At 41.6% G+C, this 24,789-nt stretch carries 12 protein-coding genes and 5 pseudogenes; 1 reads left to right on the top strand and 16 read right to left on the bottom strand.

Translation table 11 applies throughout. The annotated features are described in order from the left end of the window. Window positions 1-347: 347 nt before the first annotated feature. From D368_RS03345 to D368_RS03295, 11 genes and pseudogenes are all read right to left on the bottom strand, one after another. Window positions 348-987 (bottom strand): annotated as a pseudogene (locus tag D368_RS03345) (nitrite reductase). A gap of 75 nt (window positions 988-1,062) precedes the next feature. Beyond that, a complete protein-coding gene (locus tag D368_RS03340) occupies window positions 1,063-1,335 on the bottom strand; it encodes a glutaredoxin family protein (RefSeq protein WP_061576709.1) in 273 nt (90 codons plus the stop codon). 50 nt (window positions 1,336-1,385) lie between these two features. Beyond that, entirely contained in the window at window positions 1,386-2,213 is an 828-nt protein-coding gene (locus tag D368_RS03335; protein ID WP_108029218.1) for a hypothetical protein, read from the bottom strand. A 15-nt stretch (window positions 2,214-2,228) separates the two neighbouring features. After that, a pseudogene (locus D368_RS03330) lies at window positions 2,229-4,650 on the bottom strand (heavy metal translocating P-type ATPase). An 84-nt stretch (window positions 4,651-4,734) separates the two neighbouring features. Beyond that, window positions 4,735-4,941, bottom strand: a complete 207-nt coding sequence (copZ, locus tag D368_RS03325) for a copper chaperone CopZ (RefSeq protein ID WP_108029216.1) — start codon at window positions 4,939-4,941, stop codon at window positions 4,735-4,737. Continuing rightward, window positions 4,934-5,277 (bottom strand): annotated as a pseudogene (locus D368_RS03320) (metal-sensitive transcriptional regulator). The gene copZ and the pseudogene D368_RS03320 overlap by 8 nt, the downstream one beginning before the upstream one ends. A 264-nt stretch (window positions 5,278-5,541) precedes the next feature. Further along, window positions 5,542-6,318, bottom strand: a complete 777-nt coding sequence (lgt, locus tag D368_RS03315; protein ID WP_128574559.1) for a prolipoprotein diacylglyceryl transferase — start codon at window positions 6,316-6,318, stop codon at window positions 5,542-5,544. Window positions 6,319-6,508: 190 nt separating this feature from the next. Continuing rightward, a complete protein-coding gene (locus D368_RS03310; protein ID WP_061576724.1) occupies window positions 6,509-6,745 on the bottom strand; it encodes an SHOCT domain-containing protein in 237 nt (78 codons plus the stop codon). An 87-nt stretch (window positions 6,746-6,832) separates the two neighbouring features. Next, on the bottom strand, window positions 6,833-7,120 hold the full coding sequence (locus tag D368_RS03305) for a DUF2933 domain-containing protein (protein WP_061576725.1): 288 nt from the start codon (window positions 7,118-7,120) through the stop codon (window positions 6,833-6,835). Between the two features lie 764 nt (window positions 7,121-7,884). Then, window positions 7,885-9,038, bottom strand: a pseudogene (locus tag D368_RS03300) (alpha/beta hydrolase). Between the two features lie 196 nt (window positions 9,039-9,234). Beyond that, window positions 9,235-10,733: pseudogene (locus tag D368_RS03295) on the bottom strand (cellulase family glycosylhydrolase). A gap of 462 nt (window positions 10,734-11,195) precedes the next feature. On the opposite strand from D368_RS03295, the gene D368_RS03290 reads away from it, so the two are divergent. Further along, complete coding sequence (locus D368_RS03290) at window positions 11,196-11,504, top strand: magnetosome magnetite crystal formation protein family (protein ID WP_031379072.1); 309 nt, start codon at window positions 11,196-11,198, stop codon at window positions 11,502-11,504. A gap of 52 nt (window positions 11,505-11,556) precedes the next feature. On the opposite strand, the gene D368_RS03285 is transcribed toward D368_RS03290, so the two are convergent. The 5 genes from D368_RS03285 to bamC form a co-directional block, all read right to left on the bottom strand. Continuing rightward, the gene (locus tag D368_RS03285; RefSeq protein ID WP_101563062.1) at window positions 11,557-12,957 is read right to left on the bottom strand and encodes a sensor histidine kinase; all 1,401 of its coding nucleotides are present in this window, start codon (window positions 12,955-12,957) and stop codon (window positions 11,557-11,559) included. A gap of 2 nt (window positions 12,958-12,959) precedes the next feature. Further along, window positions 12,960-13,667, bottom strand: a complete 708-nt coding sequence (locus D368_RS03280; protein ID WP_101563063.1) for a response regulator transcription factor — start codon at window positions 13,665-13,667, stop codon at window positions 12,960-12,962. Window positions 13,668-13,809: 142 nt separating this feature from the next. Beyond that, window positions 13,810-15,081, bottom strand: a complete 1,272-nt coding sequence (xynC, locus tag D368_RS03275; RefSeq protein WP_101563064.1) for a glucuronoarabinoxylan endo-1,4-beta-xylanase XynC — start codon at window positions 15,079-15,081, stop codon at window positions 13,810-13,812. A 52-nt stretch (window positions 15,082-15,133) separates the two neighbouring features. Next, window positions 15,134-16,672 (bottom strand): glycoside hydrolase family 43 protein, encoded by a 1,539-nt coding sequence (locus D368_RS03270; RefSeq protein WP_101563152.1) that lies wholly within the window; start codon window positions 16,670-16,672, stop codon window positions 15,134-15,136. 170 nt (window positions 16,673-16,842) lie between these two features. After that, window positions 16,843-24,708 carry a bacillomycin D non-ribosomal peptide synthetase BamC gene (gene bamC, locus D368_RS03265; protein WP_128574557.1) on the bottom strand — a complete coding sequence of 2,622 codons (7,866 nt, stop codon included), beginning with the start codon at window positions 24,706-24,708 and terminating at the stop codon, window positions 16,843-16,845. Window positions 24,709-24,789: the final 81 nt, after the last annotated feature.

Below are 24,789 nucleotides of genomic sequence, written 5' to 3'. Positions count from 1 at the left end.
CAAAAAGGCAGTGGTCTATCGTATAGATCGGCTGCCTTCATTTTTTGTCTTACTTGGTTCACATTAACTTAGCTTAAGGAACCCAATGCCTATGGTGATTTAATCCGTAAAATATTTCATAATCTTTAAGAAAAGAATGGGCATTCATTACAACCGATACCAAACCTAAATGCCATTGTTCCACTGGCGAGTATCGGATTCAAGAGTCCAAATGCAGCACTAGGAATTAAGACAAGGTTATAGGTAAATGCCCAGGAATAAATTTTGATGTATCTTGCGCATTGTTGGTTTGGAAAGTTGGTTAGTATTACATCCTTTTGTCTTCATTACTTAAGCACAACAACGAATTAGCTTATTAATTGACCTTTGCCTATTCGTTTGAAAAATTTATAGAATGTCTCTCGTTTTTACCCTTTTGTGAATATACGGTGATTATTTTTCTACTTTTTCGTACACTTCTTCTGGTGTAAGATTCTCAAACAGCAAGGAACCAACCTCAGCGTCTTTCCCTTTTGCTTTTCCACCAACATATAAATTGTAATGATCTCTTATTTTCATAATGCCTATGTCACTTACCCTTGGTTCACCACAGCCGATCGGGCAACCTGTATAAGATACCTTTAAGGTAAATGGTACTGGTTTTCCGGCTATTCGGCGATTTAACTCTTTTGCCACCGGCATTCCTTCCTCTTCTTCTCCTTTGCAAAAATTACAGGTACGCAGACTTTTCACAACATTTCCAACCGGATAACAATACAATCCTACTTCCTTAAATTTTTCTTTTACTAATTCCACTTTACTTTCAGGCACCTCAATATAAAGTTGTTGGAATGTAGTCAACTCCAGTTCATCACTATCATTCATGTACTCTACAATTGCAGATAATTGTTTGGCATTTAGTTTAGCACCGAAGGATATCCCACCGTTGACAGCGAGTTTCACAATTTTTTCTGTTTGATCCAAACATCCCCACTCCCTACTATTCATTTTAATTACTTTACCCCGGTAAGGTATTATTGATAGTTGAAAACTTACTCCAACTGATATTTCAATGTTAATTATCTATATATAATATTTTTTTATTTCATCTATATTCTGTTCAAACCCAATCAAAGCTTTTGTTTTTCTGACCAATCCCAAAAAGGATTTGTTTTTAAACACAAATGTTGGAACAATTCTTGTGCCAGTAATTCTGAATAAATCTTCTTCTTTAGAAGGCTGTCTCGTTAAATCATACTCAATATAAGGTACATTATTTTTGGATAGAAATTCTTTTGCTGCCTGACAATCTGAACAGGTAGGTCTTGTATAAAGCTCAAGTTGAACATTTGTCATAACAATCACCTTTCACATTTATGTTAAGATTTTTATGTGAAATGACACAATTATTCTTTAACTTCTATAACAAATGGATAGACATTGACTCGCTCTCCAAACTTAAATTCAGCCCAAATCTTATATACACTTGGCTTATTAAATTGAGTTTTAAATACGGTCTTATCATCTGCTACGGGGTGAACATGGATGTATTTCTCCCCATCTTCATCTAAGATTACAACATGACCTAAAGCTCCTAAATATGGATCGGGTTTAGCATCTTTCACATTAAAATTTAAGGTAATCTCTTTATTTGCTTCAAATGATTGACTGATTAATTCAACAGTTTGACCATTAATTGTCTTCGTTAATTCCAAATCCATATCAAGATCGTTTCTATTGTGTTTCTGATGAATTTTTCCGACGTTTAGCTTAATAGGGTTTACTGTATAATTTAATCCCTTTGGTTTAATATCAACGAATATTTTATAAGCATTATCTGGTAAATTGTGCTTCAGTGAATATAGCCCATTGTTCTTTTTCTCCGGGTGAAGATGATAATATTTTTTTAAGTCTGAGCTAACAACAATTAAATGCATTTGTTTTTCATGTGAGACTTCCAGTTCCGGCACATGTTTATTTTTATCTTTTAACTCAATTGTAATTTCTCCATTCGCATAAGATACCTTTGGCGTAACATCGCTGGCTTTGTTTGTGCTATGGTCCTCATGCGCTTGATGCCCCTCTTGATTATCCATTTTCTCCTGATCATGATCAGCATGCTTTGTTTGTTCATTGGTTTTTGGATTTACCGTAGCATATAGACTGTAACCTGCGATGACTAACCCTAGATATACTATAGCTGAGACTGCCCAAATCAATATACCTCGTTTCATAAGTCCCCATCCTTTCTAAGCCTTTAACTTAATTCTCTGTAGTCGTAAAGCGTTGAGAACTACCGACACGGAGCTAAAAGCCATCGCTGCCCCGGCTAACCAAGGAGCTAAGAAACCTGCAGCTGCAATAGGAATTCCTATACAGTTGTAGGCAAGTGCCCAGAAAAGGTTTTGCTTAATGTTTGTTATCGTTTTCTTACTCATAAAAATTGCGTCTGCTATACTAGTTAAATCACCTCTGATAAGGGTAAGATCAGCAGCTTCCATTGCCACGTCGGTTCCTGTGCCAATTGCCATCCCAATATCAGCTGTCGCAAGCGCCGGAGCGTCATTAATGCCGTCCCCTACCATCGCCACTTTTTTACCGGACTGCTGAAGCTTTTTCACTTCTTCAGCCTTGCCTTCCGGTAAGACCTCTGCAATAACTTTCTTAATTCCAACCTGATCCGCAATCGCTTGTGCCGTTTGGGTATTATCGCCTGTAATCATCACTACGTCTAAGCCCATGCTGTACAAACGGGAAATGGCTTCTTTGGATGTTTCCTTGATTGTATCTGCTACAGCAACAATTCCTGCATAACGACCCTCGATAGCGACTAACATGGCTGTTTTACCTTGCTTTTCTAAGCTCTCCATTTTGGCTAACTCGTCTTGTATGATGATATTATGTTTAGCCATTAGTCTGCGTGTACCAATGAATAATTGTTTTCCATTCACCGTTGATTGGATTCCGAATCCCGGAACGGCTTCAAATGTTTCAGATGATCCTAGCTCAATTCCCATTTCCCTTATACCTTCAACAATCGCTTCGGCAAGTGGATGTTCTGAGTTTTTCTCCGCCGTACCAACAAGGGTAAGAAATTCACTTTCTTCAATACCTTCTGCTAAAATAATGTCGGTTAAAGATGGTTTCCCATTTGTAACCGTACCTGTTTTATCAAGAATAATCGTATCTAAGCGATGAGTGGTCTCCAGATGCTCTCCACCTTTAAATAAAATCCCAAATTCGGCTGCACGGCCTGAACCAGCCATAATCGAAGTTGGGGTAGCAAGACCAAGTGCACAAGGGCAAGCAATAACCAATACAGCAATAAATTTCTCAAGAGCTTCTGCAAATTCGCCGGGACTTACAACAAAATACCATATAAGGAAAGTAACCACTGCAATTCCGACAACGATCGGAACAAATATTCCTGAAATTACATCGGCTAAACGTTGGATTGGTGCTTTTGAACCTTGAGCTTCTTCCACTACCTTAATAATTTGAGCCAAGGCTGTATCTTTACCGACTTTTGTTGCTTTAATTTTCAGGAAACCATTCTTATTAATGGTCGAGCCAATAACAGTATCTCCCACATTTTTATCAATTGGAATACTTTCACCTGTTAACATCGATTCGTCAACAGCTGACTGACCTTCAACAATCTCACCATCAACCGGTATTTTCTCACCTGGTTTTACATAAACAATATCTCCTTCTAAAACTTCTTCAATTGGGATCATTATCTCTTTACCATCACGAACGACTGTTGCATTTTTAGCCTGTAATCCCATTAGCTTCTTAATTGCTTCAGAAGAGCGTCCTTTCGCTTTTGCTTCAAATAGTTTGCCTAATAGAATTAGTGTAATAAGAACTGCGCTTGTTTCATAATAGAGTTCAATCATATGTGCGCCGGATCCAATTGACATTAGACTTAAATATAGACTATAGAAATAGGCAGCTGATGTACCAAGTGACACAAGCACATCCATATTTGCACTCTTATTTCTTAATGCTTTAAAAGCCCCTACATAAAACTGTTTACCGACAATAAATTGCACTGGAGTTGCAAGAGCAAATTGAACCCAAGGATTCATAAGCATATCTGGCAGCCAAATAGCGCGTGTAAATTCAAAGTGACTCACCATCGCCCACAATAATGGAAATGACAAGATAAGAGAGAAAATAAACTTTCCTTGTTGCTTTTCTATTTCTTTTTGTCGATGGTCAATTTGTTGCTCAGTATTTTCTTTTTATGTTCGAGAGTATATCCTAGCTTTTTTATAGCCTCTTTTATTTCAGGAACGGAGGCCTGTTCTGGATTATATTCTACAAGAACTGTTTCTAATGCAAAGTTAACAGTTGCTTTATCAACTCCATCTAATTTGTTTAATTTTTTTCAATTTTACTTGCACAAGCTGCACAGGTCATTCCCGTAATATCAAATTCCACTTTTTCCTTTACAACATCATAGCCTAAATCTTGAATTTTCTTTTGAAACTCCTGTTCTGTTACCACTTCAGGATCATATTTTATACTGGACTTTTCCAGCGCCAAATTAACATTAGCTTCTTTTACCCCATTTATTTTTTTGATGCCTTTTTCAATTCTTGTGGCGCAAGCCGCACATGTCATTCCTGTAATTTGAAAATTTGTTTCTTTTATTTCTTTGTTCATATTGAAGCACCTCGCTTATACCGGATGGGGGTATATTTCATTGATAAAGATAACGTGCATTTTAAAGCACGTTATCCATTTTTACTATTCAACCTCATATCCTTGATCATCAATAGTTTTTTTGATCTCACTTAAGGATACTTCAGAAGGGTTAAATTCTACGTCTACATTTCCTGCTTCTAAATGGACTTTTACTGATTTAATACCTTGTAATTCACCTACGCTTCTTTCAATAGAATTAACACAATGACCACAAGACATTCCTTTAACATTCAAAGTGATTTTATCCATCAAATAAACACTCCCATTTATTTTTCATTAATTTTTCTATTGTTAAAAGAAATTCATCTAATACTTCTGTATCTCCCTCGTTAATCCGTTCCATTACACAAGATTTTAAATGCCCTTCCAGAAGAATTTTGGCTACACTATTTAAAGCCGACTGTGAAGCTGCAATTTGGGTAATAACATCATCACAATAAGTATCTTTCTCGATTAACCCTTTTATTCCTCGTATTTGACCTTCGATTCGATTCAAACGACTAACCAAATTTTTTTCACTATATCGGAATGATGGCTTTTTCTTTCTTCAGTAAAGTGACAATTTTCATTGGCGATTTCAGACATTTTATCACCTCCACAATCAATATACTATACCCCCCTATGGTATGTAAAGGTTTTTTGGAAATTTTTCCGCCCATTTTTTTCACCCATTTTATAAAACCCCCGATCCAGTGTATAATCCTCAACATGATCGAGTGTCTGCTGGTGATTTACCTTAAACTTTCTTTGAGCAATCCCAGCCCATTCTTTATCACTTTTAATGCTATAGTTTTCCAAAATAGACCAAGAGGGTTCTGCGTCACTTGGTCTATTCTGCGTACAAACTCTTTATTTATTTGTTTGACTACATGATTTTCTGTAGAGCACCCCCATTAATATAATGGAGAGAGGAATGACAACGAGGCTCGTCCATTGACCTGCAGTAAAATCAAATAAATATCGAGCCGAGTCTCCCCGTAAGAATTCCAACATAAAACGACCTAGTGCATAAAGAATGTTATAAACTAAGAAAAGAAATCCTTTCGGCCATGTTCTATTTTTAAAAATTAATATGAGACCAAACACAATGAAATCCCATTGACTTTCCCATACTTCTGCTGGCCAGAGTGGTAGTGAACCGTATGTGTCATAAGCCACTGTTCCTTTAGGATAAACTAAACCAAAATTCGATCCTGTAGGAGAGCCAAATGCGTCTCCATTTAACAGACAGGCGATTCTGCCTATCGCCTGTCCAAAGATAATTCCCGGGGCAAAAACATCGGCTAATTCCCAAAAGTTTAACTTCTTACGCCAAGAATAAATGGCTACTGTAAAAAAACCACCTACAAGGGCCCCTTGTATTGAAATGCCTCCGTTCCATATAGAGAAAATCTGGTCTAAGTGCTGACTGTAATATCCCCATTGGAAAAAGAATACATGCCATATTCGAGCACCAATGATAGCACCAATGATGGAATAAAGCGTTATATCAATCACATGTTTTTGATATTTCGTTTCTTTTGATAAGTAATAGGTAACACCCATTCCAAGTAAAATGGCAAGCACTATAACAAGCCCATAAGACCGTATGGGAAAGTTTCCTATTTCAAACAAAACAACTCTCATGATGTACCTCCTTTCACTTCGCTCTTGTAATATGTTAACAAGAAAATTTGTAGGATTTTTGAAGGGAAAAATAAAATTTAGTTATACCGTGATTAAGGTACACTTTACGAAAAACAGTAGCATTCGAATAATTCGAATGCTACTGTTAACGAATTGCTATGGGAAATGCCTTGAATAAGAGAGTATTTATTTACTTTTTGGTTAATACTTTCCGTCTTTGTTCATACTGTCCTTCACTTATTTCACCCTTGGCATAACTCTCTTTTAATAACATTAGCGGACGGTCTGTTACTCTGCTATTTCTCATTAAGAAACGAACAACCACATAAACGGCTACAGCAGTGATCAGGATTAAAAGCAAGAAACTAAGGAACATCATCATACACATTCCCATCATAGAAGCACCATTCATCATTCCGTTCATCATTATCACCAACTCCTTTCAAATTCTTTTAGAAATAGGCACCAAACTTATTGGAAATAATCACTACAATTATTGCAAGAAGATCGCCCATCATTTAGGATGTATGGTCTTCTTTACATGGATTCTCTTTAGTTCTTTGACATTTCTTCTGATTGCTTCAGGGCTCTTATCTTTTAAAGATTCTTTTTCCTTCGTAAGCTTGTGATTTTGTTCGATCAATTCAGCCATTTTCTTTTGAAGAGTTTGTAATTCCTTAGGCGAAGTTAGCTGTTGATCCGTTTTTGTATTCTTATCTTTATGGCCACTAAACATACCCTTCATACAAAACAGCATCATCAAAGGACATGCAAGAAAAAGTAAAATCTGTAACCAAGTCATTTTGCTCACTCCTTTTTTTGATATCAGAAGTATAGACAATAAATTTGTTGAAAATTTGTATAAAAAGAGAAAAATCATTAGTAGTAGATTTAATCACTGAAAAAATGAGTAAAAAACTTGGGTTCTTAAATGTGGGGTTAGGGGTGAGAGTACTAAGAATTTATGGATTATAAACATAACAAATGTTTTGACCAAAAGTTCCACCTGCAGGAATATTAATCGCCAGAAGATTAAGAGGCAACTTTGCTGAAAATCTAAGTATGGTATAAGGCTTACTAAATAAAACTAATAAAATTCTAAGCCTACTCCCAATTGTGATACTAATAGAACACGACTAAATTAAGATTTGGTTTTGTTTTTTAACGCTTAATCGTTTAAAAACAAGTTATTTATCTCTAGGAGTTACCTTATATATACTGTTTTTCTTTAGTTATTAAATATCTCTCCTTGACATGTTATATTGCAATAAAATCGATCGTGCAAGTCAAATTTTAAGTAATGTGACATTATCGTTTATCATGGACATATAATTCTGTCAATCGCACATCATGGTAATATAATTATGTCATTTTTAGTGACAGAATTCTGTTACCAAAAATTAAAAAACCCTATAATTTAGGGTTTTTTGACCATATAATTGTGTCGTTACACACATATTCTAACAGCATCCCCTTATTGTAAGGTAATATTAAAAAACCTCTACGTCCTTAATAAATTAAATTGGTCATAAAGGTTTTTCAGTTTGAGTATTTTCATCGGTTATGTCACTTGTTGCTGGTCTTCTTGATCAAGTCCACGCCATCGTATGCCAGACTTTCCACACTTGCAGCTTTCTGCAGGATGTAATGATCAAAAAAGTTCTTCGTATAGTCTGTAACTTCGTATAGTCTGTAACAAGATTTCGCATCTCCGTGGCATCCCGTTCGCCTCTAAGTTCCTCATTCACACTGGTAAACACGATGTCGCAGTAATCTAAATGCGCAGCACGATCAACAGAGAAATAATAGGTATCCATGCTATTGTTAGCCCCAATGATCGCATTCATGTTATAGTTCGGTTCAGAAAACAGCAGCAAAAAGGGTTTCTTAAGGTCGCTGCCCTGAAGGCCGAACGCTCCGCTATCCAAGCCAATCCCGCAGGCGAACTGGTCGTCGTCCCGGCAAACAATCGCCGTCGTAGCCCCGCCATAAGAATGTCCGACTATGCCCATGCCGATGTCAAGCCACAATCTGTCCTTAAAGATGGAATTCAGCTCTCCAGAGTCCAGTTTGACAAGATAATCGGCTGCATACCTTACATCTTCCGCCTGTAATTCACAATACTTTGTTAACTTGCCAAGAATCGGCAGTGTAAACACGTTATGGCACATCTTAATGGCAGTTTCATCGTCAGGACGCATCTCCATCTTACCAGACAACGCCAGCATCTCCGGATCTTCAGAAAACGCCAAAATGGCATCAGAAAAATCCTTTGATACATTAAACAGGCGCCCATCTTTACGCTTATACATCGTGCTATTCTGATGGCCGATGCTTACCGCCACATATCCCATGCTTGCCAAGTCTGTACAGATCACTGTGCCCCATTCTGGAGAACCGCCTCCGCCGCAAACATAGAATAACACCGGATAACGCTTTTCTTTCCCGGAGAGAGCAAGGTCGTCGTAACATTGGGTCTTGATATCTATAGAGTAAGCATCCTTCAACGCAGTGAGAAGCGGCTGCTCATCAAGCATTTCGCAGACTTCAGGAAACATGTACGTTGATGTAGTCTTCCCTTCGCTGCTGTCGGACGGATAGTACACAAACGCCGTCAGTTCTCTTTTTGTATGATCTGATGCCGTGTGCTCAAAATCCATTTGGGTGCGGCCGACAGTATAGCCGCCAATTGGCTCTGGAAATGCGTCATACCTTTTCATTCTCTTGTTCCCCCTTAAGTAATAAAAGTGGCGGATGTGAAATACATACATTGCGCGATAAACGCTTTTCAAAACTGTGAAACGATTACATTATATGTTCAGTGAATCATTATCTACTCCTTCACGTAAACCTCCATGTATTGCTGTTTAAGATGATAAAAGCGGACATCGTTGCTGATGTCCGCCTAAAGCTTAACTAATGGGGTTCTGTTCCCCAAATCAGTTTTCCTTGATGATATAATGTAATTTTTTCGTTGTTTTAAACGTATTTGATTGAAAAAAGGAATAATCGCCGCTTTGTGCATAATTACTCCAGTCATCATGGTGAAGACGAAGCTGAATATTCCCTGTGCTTGCTCCCGGTGACAGCGTTCCTGTTTTAAACCCCAGTTCCAGATAGGTATCTGCACCTTGCTTAGGTTTATGCAGCGCCGCAAATTTGTGGATCAGATTGCCGCATCCAATTTGCGCGTAGTCACAGTCATAGTTTTGGCCTTTGTTTTTCGCGTTATACCAGTAACGGGCAGTGACATGTTTTAAATCAACCGTCGCATTGCCGTTATTTTTTATGTGAAGCTGCGGGCGGATTTGGTTGCTGTTCACACTCCCATCCCCTGCTTTGTATTGTACGGAAATGCCTTTTTCCTGTGCGGGGTTATCTTGTGCTGGCGTTTCAGGGGCGTCCTTCGTTGAATCTTTGCTGTCGTGAATGTTTTCTCTTACGAATGTTCCTGAAGCAGTTAAATCTGACAGCGGCCAGCCGCCTGTTTTAGATGCTCCCGGCTTTAAAGCCGAAGATGATTCCTGCTTATCAGAAAGATTCCAGTTCACCCAGCTGATGTTTTTGCTGTCGAGATAATTCAGCCATTCCCGCGACTGGTCAAGGAATACACCGCCATTTCCAGACGCGTCGCTTGTTCCCCATTCCGTCACGAAAATAGGCGCTCCTTTGCTGAGTGCATAGTTTGCTTTATCCCGTAAAGATTGGCCGTGTGTGCCGGCATAAAAATGAAGCGCGTACATGACGTTTGCATCTTTTAGCTGGTCATCGGCTGCATCATTCACATCTTGGCTCCATGTACTTGTTCCGACAATGATGATGTTGTCTGGATCATTTTTGCGGATAACGGAAATCACTTCTTCCGCATACGGTTTAATATCACGCTTCCAGTTCACATCACCGTTTGGTTCGTTTGCAATTTCATAAATGACGTTTGGCGTGTTTCCGTAAAGACTTGACATTTCCTTAAAAAATTCTTTTGCCTTCTCTTTATGTTGGTTTGGGTTGCCGTCATTTAAGATATGCCAGTCAATGATGACATATATCCCAAGTTCTTTTGCCGCTTCAACCGCTTCTTTTACTTTATTTTTCACGGACGGATTATCAATATAACCGCCGTCTGCCGTATACATCGCCGCGCGGAAAACGGTTATGCCCCAATCGTCTCTCAGCCATTTTAAGCTGTCTTTATTGACAAAATCGCCATACCATTGCAGTCCATGTGAACTGATCCCTTTCAATTGTACCGCTTTGCCGTCTCGGTTTACGAGCTGTGTTCCTTTTATGCTAAGCTGACCATTCTTGGCTGCTGGCGTTTTTGTCCCTGCTGCAGATGCCGGCGAAGCCGGCAAGCCGCCCATTGTCAATACCGTAATCAATAAACACGTAATAAAAATAGAAATTGACCGTTTCATATCTGATCTTTTCCTCCTTCGCATCATTTTGGCTCTTCACTTCTTATGAGCTCGAACTCATTGTAAAAATCTTTCTCATGATTGTCTATCAACCTAATTTCTTGTTTTTGGGAGGTGTAAAAGCCTGTCAATTTGCTCTATCTCTATTGAATAAGACACACCTGACACATATAGAACAAAGAAAACTGGACTGAATCGGGACTTTACACGTTATTTTTCAATCGAATCGAAAAATTAAATGTATTTCCAACGTAGACGCGCTAAATGTGATGAGTCTCAATATGGCATTGAATCTTATGATTGCTGTAAAAAGCGAGCCCTTGCCCGTCCTTGTTAATTTAAGGTTGATGTAAGGTTCGGATTAATACGGGTTAAGGTTGGAGTTGTACAATAAGATTGTACTTCAGTGTGGGATTCAGCCAGAAGAATTCTCCCTTTAATAAATCATAGAGGTGAAAAGGTTTGAGAGAAAATAAAATTTTGTCTTCATTATGTTACTTCAGTATATTTTTTGCACCGTTTCTGTTTCCGATTATCGTCTATTTCTTAAGCCAGGACGATGTGAAAGATCATGCGAAAAAATCTTTATGGACGCATCTGATTCCTTATTTGATTTTTGGAATTGGCATCATCGCTTCAGGTCTACTCGGTATGAATGATATCAGACATGCCGGGCCTTTCCTGCTTGCGACTTATGCTGTTACATTCCTTGTGGCGATCTATTTTTTCATTTGGAACATTGTCAAAGGAATCAAAGTGTTTTCGGAATAATAGGAAAAAACGGTTCTGTTATTAATCAGCAGAACCGTTTTTTGTATAGCTATTATGATAATTGTATATCTATCGTTGTCCCTTCTCCCGCGGTGCTGTGAATGGTGATGTCCCCTCCGTGCTTTTGGATAATATCCTTTGCTATGGCCATTCCAAGACCAGAGCCTGCATGCGTCGTTCCTGTATTTGTCCCCCTGTAATAGCGATCAAACACTTTTTCCAGCTCCTCTTCTTCTATCCCTTTGCCGTTGTCCTTAATTGTCACATGAGTTCGTTCTTTTTGTTCAAGCTGTACAACGATCTTCACATCGGGATCATTGTGAACGAGGGCATTTAAAATGAGATTCGTGACCGCTCTCCGAATCAATATCGCATCAAGGTCCAGCATCAGCTTTTCCAGGTTCGTTTGAAGCTCAATGGACTTATCCGCATATCTGGAATCGTTTAAAATATCAATTAACGTTTCCCGCAGAAGCGATACAAGGTTTACCCGTTCTTTATTTAACATCACATCGTTGTTTTTCAGCCTTGTCGTTAAATTTAAATCTTCCATCACATCTTTCATATAGAGCGATTTACTCTCAATGATCCGGGCGTACTCTCTGATCTGCTCGACTGTGAGATGATAATTCGGATCTTTGATGATTTCTGCATAGCCTTGAATAGATGCTAATGGTGTTTTAATGTCATGAGAAATATGACTGATCCACTCTTCACGCATTTGCTCTAATTTATCTTTTTCTTTTTTGCTTAAAGATAGTTGTTCCGATAAGTGATTGACATTATAGAACACATCTTTATAAATGCCTTTGGATTTCATTTTGATCGTATAATCTCCATTAGCTAACCGCTGGATTCCTTGAATGACACGGCCGAGCGGTTTTGTGAGCTGCCGGCTGAATAGATAGCCAATGAGTAACGCGATTAATGCATCTATTGATAATAATATGATGGTTCCTGCATTGAACTTCGTCACAAATTCCTTGGTATCATATGAGAGGACAAATTTTCCGAGAGAGGGATTTTTAAGCCCTATAAAGTAACTGTACTCCTTGCCGTTTACTTTTTTTCCGCCGGCGTAAATGGTTGACAATAATTGTTCATCCTTATATTTATGTAAATTTACAATTTCAATAGGTGTATATTTTTTCTTTAGTCCTTTAGGTTCTCTATCATGATAAACATCCTGTCCGTTTTCATCTAATATTTGAATCCATGCATTCTGCTCTTTTAAAGCTTTTTGGCCCTCTTTGTTTACTGTAATACCATTGTTCGATAACGTGACATATTGTCCGAATGATCTTGTGAAAGTTTCCGGTGTACTTTCTTCGTCATGTTGGGTGTTCGCCTGGAACACGAGCCAAAACATAAAAATAAATAAATTAATGAAGACTGTAATGATGGTCACTATGATGACAGATACCATGTATCTGCCTGTTAATCGCCAATTCATCCTTACGCATCCTTTACAACAAATTTGTAGCCTAACCCTTTCACAGTGACGAGAAAGTCTGGTTTTGATGGGACAGTTTCTATTTTCTCACGGAGCCTGCGTATATGAACCATCACCGTATTGTCAGAACCGAAAAAGTCTTCTCCCCATACAGCTTGATAGAGTGTTTCTTTACTGATCACCCGATTGGGATGCTGCAGAAAATAGGTCATAAGCATAAGCTCTTTAGGTGTTAGCTCAATAGCCGCTTCATTTTTGGTGAGCTCGGCTTGTTGTTGGTTTAATTCAAATGGCCCCTTTTTTATCACGGTTCCGGTTTGAGAAGGCTGTAAGTAAGAGACCCGTCTCAGCTGCGCTTTGACCCGGTATGCGACTTCTTTAGGGCTGAAAGGTTTTGTAATGTAGTCGTCCCCGCCGATGGCAAGTCCTACAATTTTATCCGTTTCCTCCCCCTTTGCAGACAAAAAGATAATAGGAATGTGTGAAATGTCCCTTATTTGCTTGCAGATATCATAGCCTTCACCGTCTGGCAGCATGATATCCAATATCACAAGATCGGGATTTTCTTGATGAAATTGAGCCAATCCGTCACGGGCAGTTGAAGCGGTCACTACGCGATCAATGCCTTCTCTTATTAATACGGTTTTGATCAGTTCCAAAATTTCTTTTTCATCGTCTATGATTAATACTTTGCTGTGAAGCCGTGACATATATTGATCACTCCTTGAAGTCATTGTCATTATTATACCCAATGTCCGTGTATCGTTAAAAAACCAACACTTCTCTCCCACAGAAAATAAGCCAATTTTCTTTTTCGAGTAAGAAAATTGGCTTATTGCGATGCTGATGTCTCTAACGCTTTACAACAAATGTTGTCACGCTTTGAGCCGGCAGATGGGCCCAAAAATGATTATCCGTTACTTTGAGATCCGTTCCAGGTTGAAGATTGCTGCTGCTGCTCGTGATCCATCTGGATACTTGCGAAGCAGACCCATTCTGCAACACGAAGTTTTGGTTGACCCCTGTGTTATTCTTATTAATGGCAACAATCACGACTTTATTGTCTCCTTTATAGGCTGACACGTAAACATTCGGTTCAGGATTTTTCGTTGCATCAATCCTTACATAGCCAGGGCGCACAAATTTTGAGAAATGAGCCATATTGTATCCGCGTTTGCTGATCATCCCATCTTCTTTCATCGGGCCGTATGATCTGCGGATGTACCACCACACATAAGCTTGAAAATCTCCCTCTACCATTGAATGATGAATATGCTCTGAAACACCTAAAGCCTCAGGCCATCGATCCGCCGAGTTGTTATCACTGTTCGGATAGTATACTTCCGTCATCCAAAGGTCCTTCCCCGCTCCTTTTTGTTTGAAAAGAGGATAAGGAAACTGACTGACCTGAGTGCCGTACAGGTGGGTTCCGAGGATATCCATATTCCTAAGCGCCTGCGGATCGTTCAAAATGGGGTCCGATATATTTTTCAGGTATTGAAATGATTCCGGCGCAATCACACGGGCATTAATGGAACCGGCATTCTCTCTCATGAAACGCAGGATTTCTTGGGGCGTCCACCATGTCCATTCGTGAGCGTAATCAGGCTCGTTCTGCATAGAAATCGCATACAGATTCACACCATTACTCTTCATGAAATTAACGAAATCGTTAAGATGCTGCGCGTATGCGGCGTACTTATCGTATCTCAGCCGCTTAGCTGATGTGTCACCATTATGATTGAAAGTCTCAACCATATCGTTTGGCGGATTCCAAGGGGAAGCAAAAACGATTGCTCCATGTTTGATCGCACTCTTTGCAGTCTCCACTTCCTTGTACCAATTGTTTCTATTTTCATCTACATGAATTCTTAAGACCGAAAAACCTAACTGATTCTGTCCATTGCCAAAAGCGGTCTCCCGTTGAGGCGCAGTCAAATCTCCAATCCAAGCCGGGTGGTTCATTCCTCCAAAACCGCGAATCACTTGTCTATCTGCAGATATATTAACTGTTGCATCACTCGCTGCTGAAACTTCAGTAACTCCCGGTCCTATGAATATGACGGACAGCATTGTGAAACATACCAATAACACACAAATTGGTTTTTTTACGCTCGACATCATTTTTTTCCTCTCCTTCATTTGTCTTTTATGGACTTAGAAAACGTACCTTTGCTTATCTTTGTGTAAACTGCCAGTAATCAACATTAAACAAGTTTCCTGTACCAGTTCCGGTAAATACAAAGAATACGTTGTGAACACCGGATGCGCCGCTTACCGCAGTTTCTATTTCTCTCCAGGATTGCGTTCCGCCTGTGGAAGGGACATTCAAGGTTCCGACAAGCTTACCGTTTGCGCTGTCTAGTCGCACTTCTATTCTTCCGCCAAGAGCGGACGCTACATTTGCTTTAAACGTCCTGGCACCGCCTGACCCGAAGTCTGCATTTCCAACAGCAATCCAGTCTCCGTTATGAATGTTTGTGACATGTTGATTATTGACCGGCCCGCCGGGTGCAGAGGAATTCTCGGTCAAAATCCGTCCGTTCCAGGCAAACGTTTCCGCTTCTACCCGGTGATATGGATTCAAGTTGGATAGCTGTTTGACACCTGCAAAATTTGCCGCTACCTCTTGCAGGGAGCCATCAGGATTATGCACAAGCTTATTTATATGGGGAGAACGGTATCCTTTGCCGGCCCCGTAAAGAGCGGAGCTGACAGTTTGAGTATGATACACCACATACCACTCGTTTTTAAAATTGAAAACAGCATGGTGATTGTTTCCGCCGCCTCCGAAAAATGCTCCCGGATTTTTCAGAAAGTGCCCTCTATACGAAAAAGAATTCATAGGACTTGAGCTGGTCATGTAGCCGATCTCACCTGGAGGTTTATCGGCCGGGTGCGCGCCCCCGAAATTGATACAATAGGAATAGTAATATTTTCCGTTATACTTATGCATTCCCGAATCTTCAAACATAAAAGGCGCATCAATCGCAGATGCACTTCCGGCAACACTGGTCATATCAGGCCCTAATTTCATGACTCTTGCTGTTTTAGGATTGGCCCATTGTCCCTGCGTTGGATTTGAACCGCCCGGAACGCCTCCGCCGGCATATAGGTAACCGGTACCGTCATCATCTACGAATACTGCAGGATCAAAAAGCCATACAACACCGGACATTCCTGGTGTACTTGGCGTCACCAGCGGTTTTCCGATCGGATCTGTCCACGGGCCGGTCGGGCTGTCTGCGGTGAGAACCCCGATACCCCCGCCGCCGTTTGCGAAATAAAGGAAAAATTTATCCTTACCGTTGATCTTTTTCACCGCGGCTGACGGGGCCCATGATGCTCCTGCCCATTTGGCAATCCCCCGGCCGCCATTCACCCCATTGGCACCCGCTGCGGGAATCGCTCCGTGATCTGTCCAGTTCACCATATCCGCTGAAGATATGACGGATATTTTATTCAAATTGGCAAATGAATTATCCTTAATCGTTCCGTCGCTATTATATTCATAGTCATCGCTTGACATATAGATGTAGACTCTTCCGTTATAGGTCAGCGCAAACGGATCCGCGCCCAGATGATGGTCGATAAGCGGATTTGAATTCCCAACATGTTTTGCAATTGGAGTGCTTACCGCATTCGCATATTCCCCAGGTAAACAGCTCAATAATAAAGCAAGAACAAATAAACATACGCTGCACTTTTTCATCAGCTTAACATCCTCCTGTTTCCGCATATTAGGTTTTTAAAAAATATGATAACAACAGGTCATGAAGAATGCGTAAAATGAATGATTTTTAGAGTGAAAACGTTGCAAATATCTGACCCTCTTTTATGAAAAATGCCGCCGATTGCAGTCAGCGGCATTTTGCCCTGAATCACTTACATTTTGTCAAACTTCGTGTCGCCAGCAAACGATCCTATTGACAGTTGTTCTTCAAGAACAAGTCCGTGATGATGCCGTTCTTCAATCCTTTTGATAAGAGATCGAATTGTATCCGTATTTTCTTCGATATTGTGAGGGTCAAAGATCGTCACATGGTCTCCTTTTAATTTGTACTCAAGGTAATGCTGTGCGGTTGATTGCTTCCATCCTCTATCGGTCAACTCGCCGCATAGAAAATGATGAATGTTGGCGTTCACCGCGCCGGAATTGATCAGTTTATTGTGATATGTGAGATAGCTTCTGATTTTATCCTTAATGGAAGGAATGGTTAATAATTCTCTGTAATAATCCGGAATGATATCGAGATTCCGATGAATGATCTCTTCGGTTTCCTCTTCCGAAAAATAATTCACCGAAACGGCTCTTTTAGAATCAAGCATCATAATGTCCGATACGATGCGTCCGCGCTTCTCCAAGGCTTTGGCAACCTCAAAAGCCAAATTCGACCCCGAGGAGTAACCGAGTAAAACAAAAGGCCCTTGTTCCTGAATGCCTATCATGCTTTCTGCATACCGGTCGACTATCTCTTGCTCGTAAGACGGCTCTTCTAAGAAATCAGCGGCATAGACGGTGCAGCGGCCGTCTAGTCTTTTCGCCATTTCATTATAGACCAGCCCGTACCCGATTAAAGGCGGGAAACAGAACAAAGGGATTGAACCGTTCTGATTCATCTTGACGAATACGTTATCCGTCTTGGACTCGAAAACTGCCGCTTGAATGGCGCGTGCCATTGTTTCGATGGTAGGAAAATCGTATACGGCTTGATAATGCATTTTGATTCCCATACGGTCGTTGATTTGATGAATAACTTGCAATACTTTGAGCGAATGGCCGCCAACGTCAAAGAAGTTATCTTTAATTCCCGGGTCATTGAGAGCTAAAATGTTCTTCCATATCTCGGCCAGCTGCTTTTCAATTAACGTTCCGGGCGCTTCGTATTCGGTTCCGGTGAGCCTATTTCCCTCAGGAGCCGGCAAAGCTTTTCGATCGATTTTTCCATTTGCGGTTATCGGCATTTTCTCCATTTGAACAAAGTAAGCCGGTATCATATAAGCGGGCAGTTTGTTCAGTAAATGACGCTTCAGCTGCGCCGTATTTAATGAATCGTCTCCTGACAAGTAGGCGCACAGCTGCTTTGAGCCCTCTTCTTCAATCGCGATGACGACCGCTTCTTTGACAGATTCCGATTGCAATAAAGCCGCTTCGACCTCGCCAATTTCAATCCGGTAGCCCCGGATTTTCACCTGATGATCAATTCTTCCTAAATACTCGATATTGCCGTCAGGCAGCCACCGGGCGACATCTCCCGTTTTGTACATTTTTTCGCCTGCGGCAAACGGGTGTTCAACAAATTTCTCAGCCGTTAATTCCGGGCGGTTCAAATATCCTCTGGCCAGTCCCTCTCCTGCCACATAGAGCTCGCCCGGTATGCCCATGACCTGAATGCGTTGATATTCGTCCAAAATATACGCTTGCAGAGTAGGAATAGGTTGTCCGATGTTGCTTCTGCCCTCGTTGATTTCCCGTTCCGTGATTTCTTTATATGTGACATGAACAGTGGTTTCGGTGATGCCGTACATATTGATTAATTGTGTTAAAGGATATTTAAGCTTCCAGTCTTTCAAGAAGGATGGATTTAACGCCTCTCCGCCAAATATGATTTTTCGGATGTTTAAATTGGATTCGGGATCTGCTCTCTCCTCCTGCATCAGTTGATAAAAATAACTTGGCGTTTGATTTAAAATGGTCACAGCTTCCGATTTTAACAATTGCAAATACCTTTCCGGGTTTTTTGCTATTTGTTTCGGAACAATCACTAATTTGCCCCCATACAGCAGCGCTCCGTACATTTCCCATACTGAAAAATCAAAGCAGAAGGAATGAAACAAAGTCCAAGTGTCCGATGCGTTAAAATCAAAAACATTTTTGTTGTTAAATAACAGACGAACCACGTTTTTATGTTCAATGAGCGTGCCTTTCGGATTCCCCGTAGTTCCTGATGTATAAATCACGTAGGCTAATTGATTTGGCATCACGCTCAGATTGAGATTAGATGGTTCGGCGTCGTATGATGACGGATCGTCAAGGAAGACAGTATGACTTTGATAATCGGTACCTTCCAGAAGATGATGTTGCAATAATAAGATAGAGACGTTAGAATCCTCAAGCATATAATGGATGCGTTCTTTCGGATAATCCGGATCGATCGGTACGTAAACGCCCCCGGCTTTCAAAATAGCAAGGATGCCTATCACCATCTCCGGTGAACGTTCCGCCATAATGCCGACAAGCTCCTCGGCCTGAAGACCTTTGGCAACCAAGGTTCGGGCCAGCTGATTGGCGCGTTCATTTACTACCCGATACGTCAGCTTCTTATCTTCAAAAACAATCGCTGCTTGCTCCGGCGTTCGCTCCGCTTGTTCTTCAAACAATTGATGTATCGTCTTTGCCTTTGGATACTCAGCCGCCGTATCGTTGAACTTATCTATCAGAAGCGATCGCTCATCTGCTGTTACGATATCAAGGTCTTGTACGCGAATGTCCTGATCGTCCGCCATTTGCTTCATGATTTGCATGAAATGCGTCTGCATCCGTTCGACACTTGCTTGATCATAAACATCGCGGTTGTATACAAAACGAATGTCAATTTCTCCATCCGGCATCACGATAAAAGTAAAGTCGTAATGTGTATGTTCTTCCATATGAAAATCGAGAATGTCTAATGCGTTGTCATCCTGCTTCATATGTTCTATTTGTTTCTCAACCGGGTAATTCTCAAATACCATAATATGATTGATCAACTGCTGCTTTTGCTCAGTTTGAGCCTGAATGTCATACAACGGAAATGTATCATATTTTTGAGAAGCCAGTGCCCGCTCCTGGTTCACTTTCAATACTTGTGCAGCTGTCATTTCAGGCTGCGTATGAATACGTACGGGAATGGTATTGATAAATAAACCGACCATGGTTTCAATTCCCGGAATTTCTGCCGGCCTGCCGGATACGACCGTGCCGAAGACGACATCCTGACTTCCGTTATATCTTTGCAGCAGTAAGCCCCATGCTGTTTGTATCCATGTATTGACGGTGACTTGCTGGCGGCTTGCGGCCCGTTTGATTTCGTCTGAGAGCTGCTTTCCTAAATGAAACGTATGCTCTCCTTTTTCGTATCCTTTCGTCTGGCCGGAAGATTGTTCTTGTAACAAAACAGTTTGCCCTTCATAACCTTCCAAGTAATTGCGCCAATAGGCTGACGCCTGCTTGTGATCTTGTTGATCGAGCCATTCGATATATCGGCTGTATGGAGTGACGGCTCCCCGCTTCGGCTGCGGCTGCCTTTGTTCGAGTATCGCATAATAGGTTTCAAACACTTCTTTCGTAACAAGAGGCAAACACCAGCCATCCATTAAAATATGATGAAAGCTCCATATCAATCGCGCTTGGTCTTCCTCTGTCCGCAGGATCGATACGCGCATTAAAGCATCCTGGGTGAGATTGAATCCCCGCGCCTTATCTCTTCTGGCAAAATCGGCAATAAACTCGCTGCGCTGATGACTGTTCATGCTGCGAATATCTTCAACGGCCGTTTCAATCGGTTTTTGCCGGAATACAATCTGCAAAGGCTGATCTTTCCATTCTGTATAAAAAAGAGTCCGAAGAATGTCATATTTTTCGGCCAGATGCGCTAAACTCATCCTGAATGCATCGATATCCAAGAAACCTTTCAGATCAAAAGCGGCTTGTTCAAAGTAAGCTTCGGAATCCGAATCAATCAAGCTGTGGAACAACATTCCTTTCTGCATCGGGGTTAATGGGTATATATTTTCAATGTCACCGAGATGACTCGTTTGCTGCACAAATTGATCCAGTTCACCGATCGTTATACCTTTTAACGAAATGTCGCTTGGCGTCAGGTGAATTTGATCTTGAGCATCACAATGTGCGATGACTTGCTGCAGGCTGCTTTTTAAGAGATCGGCACAGGCTTCCATTGTTTCTCTTTGATATTGTTTACCGCTATAGCTGATGGCCAGCGACAATCGGCCTTCTGAAATCATGCCGTTGATATCAAGTGTATAGGTCAAGGGACGATTGTCACTGGCTGTTTTCCCGCTTGAGTAAGGGGATACCTCCATCTTGCCGTTCCGGACATCTTGATCAAATTGACCCAAATAATTGAAACGTATTTCCGGATGTCTGGTCCATTCATGTGCCTTCGGGTGATCGGACAAATATTTGATCAGGCCGTAACCTATTCCTTTTTGGGGGATCTGACGCAAATTTTCTTTCACTGTTTTAATCCGCTCCGGGATATCCTGATCAGCTTTGATTTGAAGCGAAACCGGATATAGGCTTGTGAACCATCCCACTGTACGCGAAATATCGAGATCCGGAATGATAGACTCTCTGCCGTGTCCTTCAAGGTGAATGAGAATGTCTTCATATCCGGTCCAACGATGAACAGCAATTCCCAGACCGGTCAGTAATAAATCGTTCATATCGGTCGAATAAGCCCTGTGAGCGTTTTTTAATAAACGTTCGGTTTCCTCGACGGTCCATTGAACAATGACCGTTTCCTTGTCTTTGGCCAGACCGGTCTCCTGTCCATTGTCCTTTGGCAATGTATGTTGCGGATTATGTTTCTGTCTGAACCAGTATTGATTTTCCGCTTCGAATTCCTGACTTTCTGCATAACGATTCAACTGTTCAGCCCATAACAGGTAAGAGTCCGTTTTCTTCGGAAGCCGGATCGCTTCTCCGTTTTGTAGCTGCTCATAAGCTGCCGCTATATCCTCAAGTAAAATCCTCCACGATACGCCGTCGATGACCAGATGATGAACCGCAATCAGCAAATGATCTCCCTCTTGACACCGGAACAATCCCAGTTTCATGAGCGGTCCTTCGGCTAAATGAATGGATTGCTGAATCTCATTGGAAATGGTTTCTATCGTCTGGGACACATTTTTTTCTTCGCGTAATGAGATCACTTCAAGGCTGAACAGATCACCTTCATCGATCCCCCGATTTCGGGCTTCATATCCATCTTCTGTCGGAACATAGACCATGCGCAACGCATCGTGTTGCTCTGTGATCTTCTTCATGACTTCCCGAAGCTTGGATTCATCCAGTCCCTCTTTCCAATAAAGCATAATCGCTTGATTGTAATGGTGTAATTCCGGGTATTTCTGGTCGAAAAACCAATGCTGAATCGGTGTCAGCAGCGCACGGCCTTTGATTTCTCCTTGTTCTGCGATTCGGGTTACCGGCTCTACGTATGGAACAAGCTCGGAGATGGTTGGGTATTTAAACAAGTGTTTGATTTCAAACTTATACCCGGCTTGGTATAATCTTGAGGACACTTGAATCGACTTAATGGAATCGCCCCCCAATTCGAAGAAATGATCTGAGATTCCGACCCGTTCTAAGCCTAAGACCGACTCCCACACCGCGGCCAGTATTTTTTCCAGTTCTGTTCGAGGAGCTTCATAGTTCATGCCTGTAAGATTCTCTCTTGGAGAAGGAAGGGATTTACGGTCTATTTTCCCGTTGAAAGTAAGCGGCATCTCTTCCAGCTGAACGAAATAAGCAGGTATCATATAGGATGGAAGCTGCCGGGACAGCTCTTCACGGAGCTCGCCTGCAGTTAAAGCATGTTGTGCGGTATAATAGGCGCACAAGGATGTTTCCCCATCGATTTCCCGGGCGATGACGATGGCTTCTTTGATCGCCGGCAGCTGAAAAAAAGCGCCTTCGACTTCGCCGATTTCAATGCGGTAACCGCGGATTTTCACCTGGTGATCAATCCGGCCCAAATACTCGATATTGCCGTCCGGCAGCCATCTTGCCAAGTCTCCCGTCCGGTATATCCGTTCTCCTGATGCAATCGGATGGTTTACAAACTTCTCGGCCGTCAGTTCGGGACGATTCAAGTAGCCCCTTGCAAGCCCATCGCCCGCTATGCACAGTTCTCCCGCCACACCGATCGGCTGCATATGTTCCAAATCAGCATGTAATATATACAATTGAATGTTGGAAATCGGTTTGCCTATCGGAATCGTTGCATATGTTTCTTCCGTCTGGCAATCAAAGTATGATACATCAATTGTTGCCTCAGTCGGTCCGTACAAATTGATGATTTGAGCCTGGCTCACCGACGTGATGATGCGTTTGAAGCCTGCGACATGTACAGGCTTCAAAGCCTCACCGCTTGCAAACACATGTCTTAATGACGCTAATTTTTGTTTCAACATCCCGCTTGGCTTCTGATCCATGGATTCCAGGAAGGCATGCAGCATCGCCGGTACAAAATGCATTGTGCTGACGCCTTTTTGTGCAATTGTATCTAAAATCAGCTCGGGATTCTTTTCTCCTCCGCTTGGCAGCAGCACCAGTTTAGAACCTGCCATCGTCCACCAGAACAGTTCCCACACTGATACATCAAAGGTGATCGCAGTTTTTTGCAGAATCGCATCCCGCTCATCCAGAGGGTATTTTTCCTGCATCCACACCAGCCGATTGATGACCGACCGGTGCTCAACCATAACCCCTTTCGGCTTGCCCGTTGAACCCGATGTATAAATAACATAGGCCAGATGATCCGGACCAGCAGCCGGCTCTACATTCGACCCGTCTTCACAAAAGTTTTGGGGATCTTTCATATCCAGCACTTTTCCCGTAAAAGGTACTCTCTCTTGCGAGTGATTCTGCACCAGTAACAACTTCGTATCCGAATCCTCCAATATGTATCGAACCCGTTCCTCGGGATAGCCCGGGTCAATCGGTACATACGCCCCGCCGGCTTTCAAGATCCCGAAGATCCCTACAATCATATCCAGGGAGCGTTCGGCCATAATCCCGACCGGCTGATCCGGCTGCACGCCTTCAGATTGCAGTGTCCGAGCGAGTTGATTCGCCTTTTCATTCAATTCCCGGTACGTCAGACGGCTATCCTCGTAGACAACAGCCGTTTGATCAGGGGTGCGTTCCGCTTGTTCCTCCAAAAATTGATGAATCGTTTTTTCTCTTGGATACTCTGCAGCCGTTTGATTATAGGCGATGAGTTGATTTGTCTCTGAGTCTGACAGAATATTAAGCTGTCGGATCATAAGGTCGGGTTGGAATAACAAACTTGAAAAAACCCGGTTTACATGTTCGATCACTTGCATCATATACTGGCGATCATAAGCTTGTTCATTATAAGTTAACTTTAAATGAATCGAATCATTTTCGATGGAAAACTGAAATAACGTATCAGCAGCAGCCGTTTCTATAAAACGAATGGGATGAAGCTGATCTAGTGATACGATCGTATGGATCATTGGCAAATGATTTGAATCGTAGTTCAGATTTAATGGACCGGCCATTTTATCGAAAGGAACGTGCTGATTTAAGATGGCTCCGTTCAGCGTATGCTTGAATTCATTAAATATGGATTTAAATGTGCTGTCCGCATTTATGTTTTGTTTGATTAACATGACTTGATCTAAACGAAGGTCTTCATCGGTTTCGTCTTCAAAGGTCGGTACACCTACAATAACGCCCTCTTCCCCCGTATATTTGTACAAAAGACACTCGATTCCGACCAGGAGAACCATATAAACGGCCATTGGCGATTTATTCGTCATCTTCATGATGCGCAGGGATACATCGGAGCTCAATGAACTGTGAATACGGTTGGGTGCACTCGGCGCATCGTGCTCTATTGTTGAGTCCGACATTTGAAACGAAGGGATTGCACTGGGACGATCTTCCGCATCGAACATGCTGCTCCAGAACAACTCCTGTTGCTTGAATTCTGACATTAATATCCCTCCAGTGAGTTTTAGCCGGCTGACCGCTGTCCCCGTAAAAACATCATGCCGGGGACAGCCGGTACCGGCCGT

This window comes from Paenibacillus lentimorbus NRRL B-30488, assembly GCF_000411595.1.
GTDB lineage: Bacteria > Bacillota > Bacilli > Bacillales > Bacillaceae > Bacillus > Bacillus velezensis.
The sequence above is the reverse complement of the archived record's forward strand: the minus strand, read 5'-3'. Positions and strand labels throughout refer to the sequence as shown.